Source organism: Nonomuraea turkmeniaca (assembly GCF_005889735.1).
Lineage (GTDB): Bacteria > Actinomycetota > Actinomycetes > Streptosporangiales > Streptosporangiaceae > Nonomuraea > Nonomuraea turkmeniaca.
On record NZ_VCKY01000028.1, the window covers coordinates 1 to 12,508 of the forward strand.

13 protein-coding genes are annotated in these 12,508 nt (G+C 69.8%); 6 read left to right on the forward strand and 7 right to left on the reverse strand.

Features of this window, described 5'->3' with window-relative positions; all coding sequences use genetic code 11:
* Nucleotides 1–182 precede the first annotated feature (182 nt).
* The 4 genes from ETD86_RS11005 to ETD86_RS11020 all read left to right on the forward strand — a co-directional run bounded on the left by ETD86_RS11005 (nucleotide 183) and on the right by ETD86_RS11020 (nucleotide 2,933).
* On the forward strand, nucleotides 183–824 hold the full coding sequence (locus tag ETD86_RS11005; protein ID WP_281286896.1) for a TetR/AcrR family transcriptional regulator: 642 nt from the start codon (nucleotides 183–185) through the stop codon (nucleotides 822–824).
* A 16-nt stretch (nucleotides 825–840) separates the two neighbouring features.
* On the forward strand, nucleotides 841–1,086 hold the full coding sequence (locus ETD86_RS11010; protein WP_138666032.1) for a hypothetical protein: 246 nt from the start codon (nucleotides 841–843) through the stop codon (nucleotides 1,084–1,086).
* Nucleotides 1,087–1,163: 77 nt separating this feature from the next.
* Nucleotides 1,164–1,868: a DUF4386 domain-containing protein gene (locus ETD86_RS11015; protein ID WP_138666033.1), complete on the forward strand. Its 705-nt coding sequence runs from the start codon at nucleotides 1,164–1,166 to the stop codon at nucleotides 1,866–1,868.
* Nucleotides 1,869–1,955: 87 nt separating this feature from the next.
* Complete coding sequence (locus tag ETD86_RS11020) at nucleotides 1,956–2,933, forward strand: glycosyltransferase family 2 protein (RefSeq protein ID WP_246147842.1); 978 nt, start codon at nucleotides 1,956–1,958, stop codon at nucleotides 2,931–2,933.
* Between the two features lie 68 nt (nucleotides 2,934–3,001).
* Here the strand turns inward: ETD86_RS11020 and ETD86_RS11025 are convergent, their stop codons facing one another.
* The 7 genes from ETD86_RS11025 to ETD86_RS11055 are packed head-to-tail and all read right to left on the reverse strand — an operon-like array spanning nucleotide 3,002 to nucleotide 9,674.
* A complete protein-coding gene (locus ETD86_RS11025; protein ID WP_138666034.1) occupies nucleotides 3,002–4,240 on the reverse strand; it encodes a glycosyltransferase family 4 protein in 1,239 nt (412 codons plus the stop codon).
* Nucleotides 4,237–5,517, reverse strand: coding sequence for a lipopolysaccharide biosynthesis protein (locus tag ETD86_RS11030; RefSeq protein ID WP_138666035.1), 1,281 nt, complete (start codon nucleotides 5,515–5,517; stop codon nucleotides 4,237–4,239). Before ETD86_RS11030 ends, ETD86_RS11025 begins: the two co-directional genes overlap by 4 nt.
* Complete coding sequence (locus tag ETD86_RS11035) at nucleotides 5,505–6,272, reverse strand: NTP transferase domain-containing protein (RefSeq protein WP_246147843.1); 768 nt, start codon at nucleotides 6,270–6,272, stop codon at nucleotides 5,505–5,507. Before ETD86_RS11035 ends, ETD86_RS11030 begins: the two co-directional genes overlap by 13 nt.
* Nucleotides 6,269–7,045, reverse strand: a complete 777-nt coding sequence (locus ETD86_RS11040) for an HAD family hydrolase (RefSeq protein WP_246147844.1) — start codon at nucleotides 7,043–7,045, stop codon at nucleotides 6,269–6,271. Before ETD86_RS11040 ends, ETD86_RS11035 begins: the two co-directional genes overlap by 4 nt.
* A complete protein-coding gene (locus ETD86_RS11045; RefSeq protein ID WP_138666036.1) occupies nucleotides 7,042–8,226 on the reverse strand; it encodes a 2-phospho-L-lactate transferase CofD family protein in 1,185 nt (394 codons plus the stop codon). Before ETD86_RS11045 ends, ETD86_RS11040 begins: the two co-directional genes overlap by 4 nt.
* Nucleotides 8,223–8,999 (reverse strand): glycosyltransferase family 2 protein, encoded by a 777-nt coding sequence (locus tag ETD86_RS11050; RefSeq protein WP_138666037.1) that lies wholly within the window; start codon nucleotides 8,997–8,999, stop codon nucleotides 8,223–8,225. Before ETD86_RS11050 ends, ETD86_RS11045 begins: the two co-directional genes overlap by 4 nt.
* A gap of 3 nt (nucleotides 9,000–9,002) precedes the next feature.
* Nucleotides 9,003–9,674 (reverse strand): hypothetical protein, encoded by a 672-nt coding sequence (locus tag ETD86_RS11055; protein WP_138666038.1) that lies wholly within the window; start codon nucleotides 9,672–9,674, stop codon nucleotides 9,003–9,005.
* A gap of 881 nt (nucleotides 9,675–10,555) precedes the next feature.
* Between ETD86_RS11055 and ETD86_RS11060 the strand changes: the two genes are divergently transcribed.
* Together ETD86_RS11060 and ETD86_RS11065 are read left to right on the forward strand one after the other, a co-directional pair.
* Nucleotides 10,556–11,608 carry a globin domain-containing protein gene (locus ETD86_RS11060; RefSeq protein WP_342779259.1) on the forward strand — a complete coding sequence of 351 codons (1,053 nt, stop codon included), beginning with the start codon at nucleotides 10,556–10,558 and terminating at the stop codon, nucleotides 11,606–11,608.
* Nucleotides 11,605–12,480, forward strand: coding sequence for a DivIVA domain-containing protein (locus ETD86_RS11065; RefSeq protein ID WP_170222995.1), 876 nt, complete (start codon nucleotides 11,605–11,607; stop codon nucleotides 12,478–12,480). The genes ETD86_RS11060 and ETD86_RS11065 overlap by 4 nt, the downstream gene beginning before the upstream one ends.
* The last annotated feature ends 28 nt before the right edge of the window (nucleotides 12,481–12,508 follow it).

Here is a 12,508-nt window from a genome sequence, read left to right on the forward strand (position 1 = left end):
GCGGTGGAGTCGGCGCAGGCCGCGAGTTCGATCAGCAGAGCGGCGGCGGCGGTGAACCGGGCGAGGATCAACATGGTGAGAACATAACCCCATGGAGCCATGTCCACACGGAAAGTGATGGCACCGGTGTCCATGATGGCGTTGGTTCTGGGACCGGCCAGGAGCCATATTTACTAAGCAATATGTCCTATTTAATACATCGCACTATTGATCCTCTCGTGCTTTATGCTCGAGAAGTGCCGAGACCGTGGAAAGAGACGATCGAGGCGCATCGTCGTGATGTACGCGATGCCATCCTCGAGTGCACCTCGGCATTGGTGGCCGAGCACGGGCTGAGATCGGTAACCATGTCCCAGATAGCGGAGCAGGCCGGCATCGGTCGCGCAACGCTCTACAAGTACTTCCCGGACATCGAAACGATCCTGCTCGCCTGGCACGAACGACAGGTCGCCACCCACCTGGACCATCTGGCCCACGTCCGCGACCAGGCCGGCGAGGCCGGCGCGCGACTGCAGCACGTGCTGGTGGCCTACGCGTTCATCTCGCGGCAGTCCCGGGGGCACGGTGACAGCGCAGTCAGGGCGTTCCTGCACCGCGACGAACAGGTGGCGCAGGCACATCGACGGCTGCACGACATGATCGGGGACCTCCTGGCGGAAGGCGCGCGGAGCGGGGCGTTCCGCGACGACGTCCCAGCCGACGAGCTCGCGACCTATTGCCTGCACGCCGTTTCCGGGGCCGGCGAGCTGCCGTCCGAAGATGCTGTCCACCGTCTCGTCACGGTCATCATGACCGGCCTCCGGCGGGTGAGCGGGCCGCCGTAGCCGGTCGCCCGTCTACGTGCAGCCTGGTCCACGTGATCATCTGGCTCAAGGCCCACGGCTACGCCGGCGATCTCTTCACTACGCCCTGTTCGCCCTGGTCGTCCTGCACGCGTTCGCCTACGGCGCGCTGCTGCGGATGACCTGCCCGTTCACGGTCCTGCTCGCCGTCATCGTCATGGACCAAGAGGTCCGGCAGGTGCTGGGGGCCCCTCTCCTCTTCGCGGTTGCCGGTCCGCAGGGCCGGCGATGTAAAAGATTCTAGACATGACGTCAAAGATTCGTTACGTTGGGGGATGTCAAAGATTCTTGACATCGCCGAGATCGCCAGCGGGAGAGAGCATGACCACGACCGAAACAACCCATCAGCCGATCCGCCGGGCTGCCCTGATCGCCGGAGCCGCGCTCCTGGCGCTGGCCGTCCTGTCCGGCCTCGCCAACTTCGGTGTCATGGAGAACCTCGTCACCGAAGGCGACGCAGAAAAGACGGCCCACGACATACGCGAGGCGGGGGCGCTGTTCCGGTACGGCGTGGCCGGCTTCTTCCTGACCGCCATTCTCGACGTGGTCGCGGCCTGGGCGCTTCTGGTCTTCTTCGCGCCGGTCCATGAAGGCCTCGCCACGCTCGCGGCCTGGCTCAGGGCGGTTCACGCGGGAGTGTTCACCGTGGCGATCGCCCAGCTCGCCGCGGTGCCGCGGCTCCTCGCCGCCGGCACCACGGATCAGTTACACGCCGAGGCCCTGTCGAAGATCAATACCTTTCATGAGATCTGGGACGGTGCTCTCGGCCTCTTCGGTGTTCACCTGGCGCTGCTGGGATACCTGGCGTACAAGTCGCGCTATGTGCCCACGTGGGTGGGCGTCCTCCTCGTGATCGCCGGGCTCGGCTATCTCGTGGACACCCTGGGTGCGCTTCTTGTCCCGGGCTACACGTTCGAAGTGTCCGTGTTCACCTTCGTCGGCGAGGCCGTGCTCATGATCTGGCTCGTGGTCAAAGGCCGGAGCGTCACCGTGAACGGCCGCACGCCCGCCTCGTCCATACGCTGACCGGGCGGGGGTTTGTGCGAGATCATGGGGAGGGCCGTGGCAGTGGCGTCCGGCCCTAGGAGGAACCGTTCGCGAAGGGTCCCGACCGTGACGAGAGTTTCGCTGATCGTGCCGTGCTACAACGCCGGCAAGACCCTGCGCCTGTGCCTGGAGTCCGTGTTGTCCCAGACGCGGGTGCCGGACGAGATCGTGGTGGTGGACGACGCCAGCTCCGACGGCTCCCCGGCCATCGCCGAAGAGCTCGGGTGCCGCGTGGTACGCCTGCCGGAGAACCGCGGGGTCTCGGCGGCCAGGAACGCCGGGGTGGAGCACACGACCGGCGAGGTGATCTTTTTCCTGGACAGTGATGTTGCGCTGCGGCCGGATGCGGTGGCGGGTGCACTGGAGGTCCTGGAGCGGGACCCCGGCGTGGGGTGTGTGCATGGCGTGTACGACACCGAGCCGCTCATCGACGACGGGCCGGTCGAGTGGTATCGGCTGCTTCACCAGGTGCACTGGCGGCGGCGCCACCTCGGCGAGGTCAACAGCGTGGTGTTCGCGCTGGCCGCCGTCCGGCGCGAGGTGCTGGCCGAGGCCGGCAAGCTCGATGAGAGCCTGCGGGACTGCGAGGACGTGGAGTACAGCAGCCGGCTGGCGGTCCGCACCAGGATCGTGCTGACCGATGCCGTGATGGGCCGCCACGACGAGGGGCACCGGTTGCTGCCGGTGCTCACGGAGCAGTGGCGGCGTGCTCTGCCGTTGATCCCGCTCGCCGTGGCCACGGTCAGGCGTGGCGCGGCCAAGCCGGAGAACGCCAACAGCCGTGCCGGGATCATGGCCTGTGCGCTCGCGCTCGCCTGCCTGCCGTTGGGCCTGCTGTCCCCGGCGCTGCTGGCGGTGCCGGTGGTGCTGGTCGGGTGGTTCGTCGTGGCCGATCCGGAGTTGTTGCGGTTCGTGCACCGGCAGCGTGGGGTCGCCTTCACCGCCTATTTCATGGCCGTCCATCTGGCCGTGCACGTGGTGCTCGTCACCGGCTTGGCGGTCGGCTCGCTGCGCCTCCTGCGGCCCGGCCCGGCCAGGGCTTGAGCGGCCGGCGCCCGATCGCGCGGCTCCGTCACGGCTTGAGCGCCCCCGTCACGGCTTGAGCGCCTCCGTCACGGCTTGACCGCCCCCCGTCGCGGCTTGAGCGCCGCCCGGTAGGCCTCGATCGTGTCGGCGGCGGCACGATCCCAGCTCAGGTTCTCTCGCACGAACCGCTCGCCCCGGTCGCCCAGTGCCCGGCGGAGTGCGGTGCCCGTCATGACCTCGATCACGCCGCGCGCGATGTCGGCGGGCTCGCTCGCCCGTACGAACCGCGCCGCCGGCCGAGCCGGATCGGGCCCGAGGAAGATCCGCGAGAAGCCGTCACCCAGGATCGTCGCCCGGCCCAGCGCCATGGCCTCGGTCGCCACCAGCCCGAACGGCTCGAACAACGACGGGAACACACACGCGTCGGCCAGCTCGTAGTACTCCAGCAGCTCCCGGCCCTGGACGAACCGCCCGGAGGTCAGCACCCGCCCCCGCAGCCCGGCCGAGTTCGCGATCCGCCGCACGCCGAGCTCGTCGCCCTCCCCGACGATCACGAGGTGCAGCCCCGGTACCGCGGCCGCCGCCGCCCGCATCGCCTCGAGCAGCTGGTACACGCCCTTCTGCCGCTCGATCCTGCCGACGAACAGCAGCACCCGGTCAGCTTCCGACAACCCCAGCTCGAGCCGCCGCGCCGCGGCCGCGGCACGCAGCGATTGGCGGTCGAGGCCGGCGAGCACCGGCTCGAACGTCCCGCCCAGCGGCACCACGTCGATCGGTGTCCGCGTCCAGCCCGCGGCCACGACCTGGTCGCGTACCTCCGGCGTGGCCACCACGACCCGGCGGGAGATCCTGGCCAGCCACCGCTCCAGCGCGGCGAACAGGTTGAGCGGGTCGGTGATGCTGCGCTGCGGCGCGACGCCGTACTCGGTGGTGTGGACGTGGAAGACGACCGGGAGCCGCAGCACGTAGTGGCAGAGCAGGCCGGACAGGAAGTTGGTCGAGTCGTGTACGGCCACCAGGTCCGGCCGCTTCCCGCGGCGCAGCCGCAGGACGTAGCGCAGATTGCTGACCACGACGCTCAGCGCGAGCAGCAGGAACTCCGCGCGGCGGGTGCGGTTGAGCCTGCGTCCACGGAGCAGAGGGGTCCGGGGCCGGTAGACGGTGATGCCGTCCACCTGCTCGTCCACCGGCTGCTGGCCGTCGTTGAGCGTGTAGATCTCCAGCTCGTGGTCGCGGGCCAGGTGCGGGGTGATCAGCTCGGCGTACCTGCCCAGACCGGCCGTGATGTTCGGCGGGAACTGGTTGATGACAAAGGCGATCCTCATGCCGCGCCCTCCATCGCGCGCGAGTAGACGCGGGCGGTGGTCACGCCCACGACGGCCAGCAGAATGAGATTGGCCACCGCGAAGCCGACCAGCCCGCCGGCCAGCCCCTGCCAGCGGATGCACGCGGCCAGCGCGGCCAGCGCGAACGGCGTGCCCACCACCAGGCAGCAGATGAGCACCTTCGCTCCCCGTACGCCGTCCATGGACAGCGCAACCGAATAGAGGTTGAAAGCCATGTGCGCGCCTATCCCCAGCGCCGACAGCCCCATCAACGCCGGCGCGTACGGATAGTCGTCGCCCATCAGCAGGAAGAACACCGTGCTGGCGGCGAAGGCGAACACCGCCGTGACCGCGGCGACGGCCGGCACGAGCCGGGCGATCCGCCGCATCAGCAGGGGTTTGTCCGCGGTGGCCATCATGGGCAGCAACGCCAGTCCGACCCCGTCGGTGAACACGACGCCCATCAGCCGCTTGGGAAAGCCGTTGTAGACCGAGTACACGCCGACGTCGGCCGGGGCCGCCCAATGGTTGAGGAAGATCACGTCCACGCCGAACAACACGCCGGTGAGCCCCGCGATGGCGGTCATGTACCCGCCGTGCCGGTACAGCGACCTGGCCAGGCGCGCCGACCAGGCCGGCGGCCGGACCTCGACCGCGGCCACCGCCACCAGCGCGAAGGTCGCGTTCGTGGCGATCAGCGCGACCACGTACGGCTCGGCGTCCCTGATGCCCAGCACGAGCAGGCAGAAGCAGGCGGCGGCCAGGTACCCGACCGCGATCACCAGCTTGAGCCCGGCCACGAACGCGAACCTCTTCAGCCCTCTCAGGAAACTCTCCGCGAGCTGGTTCAGCGTCATCGACGCCGCCAGCGCCAGGCCATAGGCCAGCGTGCGCTCGTCCACGTTCAGCACGGGCGCGAGCAGCGGCGCCGTCAGCATCCCCAGCGCGGCCAGGGCGGCGCTGACGACCAGCGTGGCCAGGAGCGCCGTCGTCATCAGCGCGGGCCGCCGCTCGGGCTTCGAGCGCGGCAGCTCCTGCAGCATGACGTAGTGGAGGCTGGTCAGCATGCCGACGGTGACGACCAGCGCGATCGTCAGCACCACCGTGAACCTGCCGAACGCCGCCGCCCCCGCGCCACGCGCGATGACCAGCGTGGTCGCCGCCGCGATGCCGCTGGCCAGCGTGCTGACCAGCGTCGGCCCCGCCGCCCACTTGTGCCCCGCCACGAAACGCGCCACCCTCTCCGGCACGCGCGAGCGGGCGCTCAGTCCGGGCACCGCAGGTACGCCTGCCGGGCGAACTCCAGGTCGTCGGCGGTGTTCACCCCGCGTGCCTCGGCCGGATCGGACACCGGCACGACGGTCACCGGCCAGCCCTCGGCCTGCGACAGGTACGGCAGGAACGGCAGGAAGTTCACCTCGCCCGTGGCCGCCCCGCGTCCGAGGGGGCGGGCCGCGTACCGCTCCCAGGCCTCCCGCAGCCCGTCCGTGGCCAGGCAGAACACGCCGACGTCGCTGAGCCCGCCGGTCCGGCACTCCTCGCCCTCACGTGACTGCCGCACCCGGACGAGCTCGCGCCCGGACAGCTCGTACTCGACGTACGGCTGGGGCATCGCGACCAGCGGCACGGTCAGCCCCTTGCCCGGGTGGGCCGCCATGACGTCGCGCACGGTCGCCGACGACAGGTTCGCCTGGTCGCCCCAGACCACCAGGATCGTGTCGTACGCCGCCCAGTGACCGGCCGCGCCGAAGATCGCGTCCCCCATGCCGGTCGGCTGCGGTTGCACGCTCACCGACACCGCCGCGCTGTCGAGCTCCGCGAGCTCCGCGAGCTCCGCGAGCTCGCGGAAGAGGGGCTCGCCGTCGGGGGAGAGGACCACGTGGACGTGCTCGGCCCATGGTCGCAGCCGCCGGTGCAGCAGGTGCCAGACGGTGACGCCGTCCGCGATCTCGATCATGATCTTCGGTACGCCGTGCCCCAGGCGAGTGCCGCGCCCGGCCGCCGGGATCACCGCGCAGACACGATGGCTCACTGGTCCACCTCCAAGAGGGAGACGATGTCGTCCAGGGTCCCGGCCGCGACCGCGCCGAAGAGCGGCTCGGCGGTGTGCACGTGGAACGTCGCAAGCCCCGCGCCGACGGCGGAGGCCACCCCGTGAGCGGAGTCCTCCAGCGCCACGGCCTCGGCCGGGTCCACACCCCAGCGGTCGCAGGCGAGGCCGTAGAAACGCGGGTCGGGCTTGCTCACCGGCACGTCGTCGGAGGTGATCACGTCACGGAAGACGTCGCCGAGCGCACAGGCCGCCAGCGCCCGCTCCACCGATCCGCGGCTCCCGCTGGTGACCAGGTATGCCTGCCGTCCCGTCGCGGCCAGCCGGTCCAGGAGGCGGCGCGCTCCGGGGAACGGCCGGACCCTGCCTGATGCGGCGTATTCGCGGTAGAGCTCCTGCTTGCGCCGGGCCAGCCGACCGGCCAGGTCCGGGTCGCCGGTCAGGACTGCCGCCACCGTGGCGGTGCTCGCCCCCGCGTGGTCGGTGTACCGGAAGCCCGGGAGCCGGTCGGGGACGAGCTCGGCGATCGCCTGGCGGAAGGCGGCATCGTGCGCCGGGAAGGAGTCGACGAGCGTGCCGTCGAGATCGCACAACCACACCCGCCGCCCGGCGATCACCGAGCCCGTCCGGTCCGCCCCCACAGCGCCGCTGATCCGGTCCGCGTCCGCGGCGGCTCGCTCCGTGCGGCCGACAGCGCCGCTGATCCGGCCCGCGTCCGCGGCGGCTCGCTCCGCGCGGCCCACAGCGCCGCTCATCCGGCCCGCGCCAGCGGCGTCTCGGCCAGCACCGCGTGCAGGGCCTCGGCCGTGTTCGGGCCGCTGTGGGTGCCGGGGCGCGCGGCGTCCTCCAGGTCCGCGCTGACCCAGCGGGCCCCGGCCCAGGAGCCGCGCTCGAGCACGCCGAGCGGAACCGCCAGCCCGCGGGAGGCGCCACGATGGCTGAGGACATGCGTGATCGTACGCCGCTCGTTGCCCGGATCGCCCAGATACGCGAGCGCCCGGTCCACCAGGTCCGGCGCCGACAGGCCCTGGATGTCGTGATCGCCCCCGATGTTGACCACGAACACCCTGGCCACGGCCCGGCTCTCGGCGATCGCCTCGGCCACGCCTCCGGTCAGATAACTGGGCAGCAGCGACGAGTGCGGCGTGCCCGGCCCGTACACGATCAGGTCGCTGTCCCTGATGGCCCGTAACGCCTCCGGGTTGGGCGCGGCCGGGACGTCACGGCGCGACAGCAGCTCGCGCACCCGCTCGGCGGGCCGCCCTGCCAGCTCGGCCCGCTCCCGCCGGGTCAGCGGCTCGGCCAGCAGGAACAACCCCGTGATGGCGGCCGCATCCTGCGGCGCCACGATGTCGGCCTCATCGGCCAGCACCCGCCCGTCCGCCTTGAGCGCGACGAGGAAGGCGTTCGCGCCGTCCGTGACGTTCAGGAGCCGCGCCGGAGAGCCGAACGTGCGCGCGCACTCGCGTACCGCCGCGTTGAAGTCCTCGCCCAGCCGCAGGTACGCGCCGGCGAACACGAGGTTGCCCACCGCGCAGTCGGCCAGCTCGAGCCCGTGCGGGTCGGAGGCCAGCCGTTCGGCGAACACCCGCAGGTCACGTACGACCGCCTCGCGGGTCGCCACCGCGAGCGGCGCCGAGCCGGCGAGGCGGTCGATCAGCTCGTTCAGGTCGCCGATCGTGGTCCCCGGCGGGAGCCGGTGCTCGAGCAGCGACTGCCGTGGGTCGTCGCGTTCCAGATGGAGCAGGAGGTTCTTACGGAAGTCCGACGGGCCCAGCATGCCCGGCAGGTAGCGGCGCAGCGCGCCCGTGGACAGGCCGTTGTCGTACCCGTTGATCAGCAGCGACAGCTCCAGGCCGGACGTGCGCAGCAGAGCGCGCGCGATGCCGGCCCCGCCGCGCCCGCCGCTGAACATCGCCACCGCCGCCCGGCTCATCGGACCTCCTGCAGCGAAGCCCGCTCGCCCAGGTCCTGCGCGCGCAGCACGCCGCGGCGCAGCAGCCAGTGGCGCAGCCCGAGGTACCCCACGAACAGCGCCCGGTCCCGCGCCCCGCGCCAGAAGCGCCAGCCCCGGCTGCCGCCGCCGCGCTCGCGGTGCTCGATCGGCAGCTCCACCCACGCGTGACCCAGCTCGGCGACGCGGGCCGTGATCTCGGTCGAGCAGTTCATGCCGGCCGACTCCAGCGGCAACGCCCGGAACAGCGAGCCGTGCACCACCTTGAAGATCGAGTTGAAGTCGCGGTAACGGGTGCGGTGCAGCAGGTTGCTCACCGCGCCGCTGATCGCCGATCCCCACCGGTACGGCAGGCTGTCGGCCTTCCTGATCCGCGCGCCGGAGAAGGCGTGTCCGTCGCCGGCCTGGATACGCTCGATGAAGCGGTCCAGGTTGGCGATGGGGAACTGGCCGTCGGAGTCGAGCAGCACCACCCAGTCCAGCCGCGTGTGCGCGATCGCCGCCGCGATGGCCGCCCCCGCACCCCGGTTGCGCTCGAACGTGATCACGACGAGCTGAGGGCACTCGGCTCGCAGGTCGTGGAGTATCCGCCCGGTGCCGTCGGAGCTGCCGTCGTCGCAGACGACGAGTTCCCACGCGCCGACCGCGGGGTGGGACTCCAGATAGTCCCGCCATTCCGTCACCGCGGCCGCGATGTTCTCCGCCTCGTTGTAGGCGGGGGCCGCCACTGAGATCTCGATGGGCGTGTTCGGCAAGGGTCACTTCCTCCCCGTGGTGTCCGCGTCGGCGCCGAGCCCCGTCCAGCGCCCGATCCAGCGATCCAGAGGAAGCAGGTTGATCCCGACGATGACCGGGACATGCGCGAGCGTGAACAGGATCGCTCCCCCGAACGAGACCGGGCCGCCGGTGAACAGGTTGATGTGCGGGGCGTCGATGACCTCGGGGATCTCCACCGGATTGACCACCTGCCACATCACGTCCAGGAAGCCCGAGAACACGATCAGCACCCCGCTGGCCAGGATCTTCAGGCAGCGCCCTGGCGAGCCGCCGCCGATCCGGTACGCGGCGGCGACCGTGAGCACGATTCCCGGATAGAGCAGCAGGTAGAGGTGGGTGTAGAAGCTGTCGCCCTGGGCCCGCGCACCGTCGCCGTAGTAGAACCAGCTGATCCGCGGGACCAGGTATCCGGTCAGGAAGACGAACGGGACGTACAGCAGCCAATGCAGGCGTGGGGACACCCACGGGAAGAACGCGACGGCGCAGCACAGGCAGGCGAAGGCCAGGAGCCGCGCGCCCAGTTGCCAGGCCGCCTCGATCTCCCTGGTGTGCGGGGTGGCCAGCCATACGAAGGCGAAACCGGTCGCCCCGATGGCCAGCGCGATCCACCAGATGTGCGCGACCCATGGGCGGGGAGCGTTGAGCAGGTTCACTACCGGTCCTCGGACGTGATGAAGATTTTCGGGAGCGCTCCCAACGCAGTATGCCACCTGTCCGGACAATGTCGATCTCAATATGAGATAAGGGACCAGCCCATATTTGCACTCGCACTGACTAACTGTAGCGAGAGGGCAAAAGCCCAGTTCAGGGCGGATGTCCGCAGCACATCCGAAAGGATGGAACGTTTTACCGCAAAAAGCCGTGGATCCGTCTGCCTGCGATGTCAATACCCCTCTTAGGGGGCGCTGGTCGCAGCTATCACGTGCTCAGGCGACGGATTGAATATTCAATCACAAGCGTATTCGCAGGTGGCGGGCTTGTGGGAGCGATGGGAACGCTCCCGAAATTCTGCGGCGATTAGGCCCGAAACCAGGGTTTCGGTACACCGGAATCGGCGTGGGCGTAGGGGCGGGCCCAGACCGGCTCCAGGTCCGTGGCCCGCAGCAGGCTCGGCACCTCGCGCATGATGCGGGGTTGCTGACGATGACCCGCCAGGATTACGGCCGCACCGGCCCAGCGAAGCTCGGGCGGCGGGCCGGCGCGGGGAAAGCCGCCCAGGACGGTGAGCGGGCGGCGCCGGGCGGCGGGTCCAGAAGTCCGGGTGGAGCAGGGTCCGTGACCGATCGAGATGCGATGCAACCGCCATGTACGTCGGATGCTTGTCGCTCGACCGCCGCTGTCAATGAGAGAAAACCTGACTTACCAGTATTAATGGACATCCGATGCTGCCCTGTCTAGACTCGCTTGAGTAACTTGTTTCTCGGGGTGCGAAGCGCCGCTGGGGGGGGCCTTGTTGGGCTGTCAGCGACTAAGAGATAACTTCGAGCTGGTCGCCAAGTACGGGGATGGCGTGCCGTTGTACCTGTTCTCCGACATGTTTCTCCGCGCGCCACAGCTGCGGGAAATGTTTCCGGTGAACATGCGGAGCCAGCGCGACCGGCTCATGAGCGCGCTCGCGTTAGCCGTGGACAATTGCGCGAACCTGACGGAGATCACTCCCTACCTGCACCAGCTCGCCCGCAGCCACCGCAAGTTCGGCACCGAGCCCGAGCACTACGCCCAGTGGAGCGCGAGCGTGGTCAACACCATGCAGCGGTTCTCCGGGAACGCCTGGAACGACGAGCTCGAGCGCGAGTGGCGGGCGTTCCTGGCCGCCTTGTCGCACGTGCTCGTCGACGGCTCGCGGCAGGACTCGACCAACAGGCCGCCGCACTGGTCGGCGGAGATCATCAGTCACGAGCGCAGGGCGATCGACACCGCGGTTCTCCGGCTGCTCGTCGACGAGCCCTTCCCGTACGTGCCCGGCCAATCGGCGCCCATAGAGGTCAGAAAATGGCCGAACATGTGGCGCTACTATTCGATGGCGAATGTGCCGAGGCAGGACAACACCATCGAAATTCATGTGAAAGCCGACGGCGCGGTCAGTCAAACACTCGTCCGTGAGATGCACGAGGGCGATATCGTCAAACTCGGGGCGCCCGCCGGAACTCTCACCCTCAATCCGAATACCGAGCGGAATATCCTGCTCATCGCGGGCGGCACGGGATTCGCTCCGATAAAGGCGATTCTGGAGCACGTGATCAGGTTACCGGTGCCGCCGTGGGTCTCCCTGTTCGTCGGCGCGCGCGAACCCGAGGGGCTCTACGACTTCGACATCGTGCGCACGTGGGCCGAGCGACACTCCTGGCTCAACGTCAGAGCCGCCCTGTCCGAGATCGGCGACCCGGACGTCGCCGCCTCAGGGACGGTGAGCGAGGTCGTCAGCCGCTACGGGCGATGGGGCGGCTACGACGCCTACGTGTGCGGGCCGCCTGCCATGGTCGACAGCACGGTGAGCATGTTGCGCGAGAACGGGTTCAGCGACAGTCGTATACGCCTGGAGAGGTTCGCGAGCGCGGCCACTCCACCACAGAGGTTCGCATTATGAATGACTCGGTCCAGCACTTCCACACCGGATACCCCGGCCAGCCGGACACCGGCAACGGCTTCCACGTCAACGGCGACGCGTTCGACTTCGCCGGCGACGGCGACGCGGAGGCCGAGGTCTGGCACGAGCCCGGCGAAACAGCGGATGGATCTTGGGAGGAGCCGCAGTGGGACGAGCCACGCAAGGCCGAGCCCGCGTCGCTCGGGCGCTCCTCCACTGAACGGCTGACGCCCGGGCAGCTGCGCTCCATCGTCTTCCGGCGTGCTCCGCTGGGCAAACGAGGGCTGGACGAGCATCAGGTCAACAGCCTTCTGGACCGGGTGGAGGAGGAGCTGACCCGGCTGACGCAGGAGAAGAACGCGCTCGCGGGCGAGCTGGAGCTCCTGCGCGGGTATGTCACCGACTCCGGGCAGGCCGCGCTCCCGCAGCAACCGCAGGAGCCGCCGGCGGAGGCAGCGGGCACGACCCCCGTCGGCCGGGGGAGCGGGCTGTCGCGCGTGGAGCCCGCGGGCGCCGCCGAGTCGCAGGCCGTGGCGGGCCGCATGCACGAGGCTCACGTGTACGCGGCGAGCCTGCTGTCCCAGGCTCAGCAGACCGCCGACCAGTACATCCAGGACGCCCAGCGGTACAGCCGCGAGCTGATCGAGGACGCGCGCAGCAAGCGGCACGAGCTGCTGTCGACCGCGAGCTCGGAGCACGTGGCGCCGGGCGAGGAGTCATGGGAGCACGAGTCCGCCCGGCTGCGCGCGGCCAGCCGCGAATACCGCGGCAAGCTCCGCGACTACTTCGAGCTGCTGCTGATGAGCCTCGACGAGTGGGAGACGGCCGAAGGCGTCGGCGCTCCCGCGCCGACGGACGAGACGCCTCACTGAGTCGGCGCCCCGCGCCGTCGGACGAGAC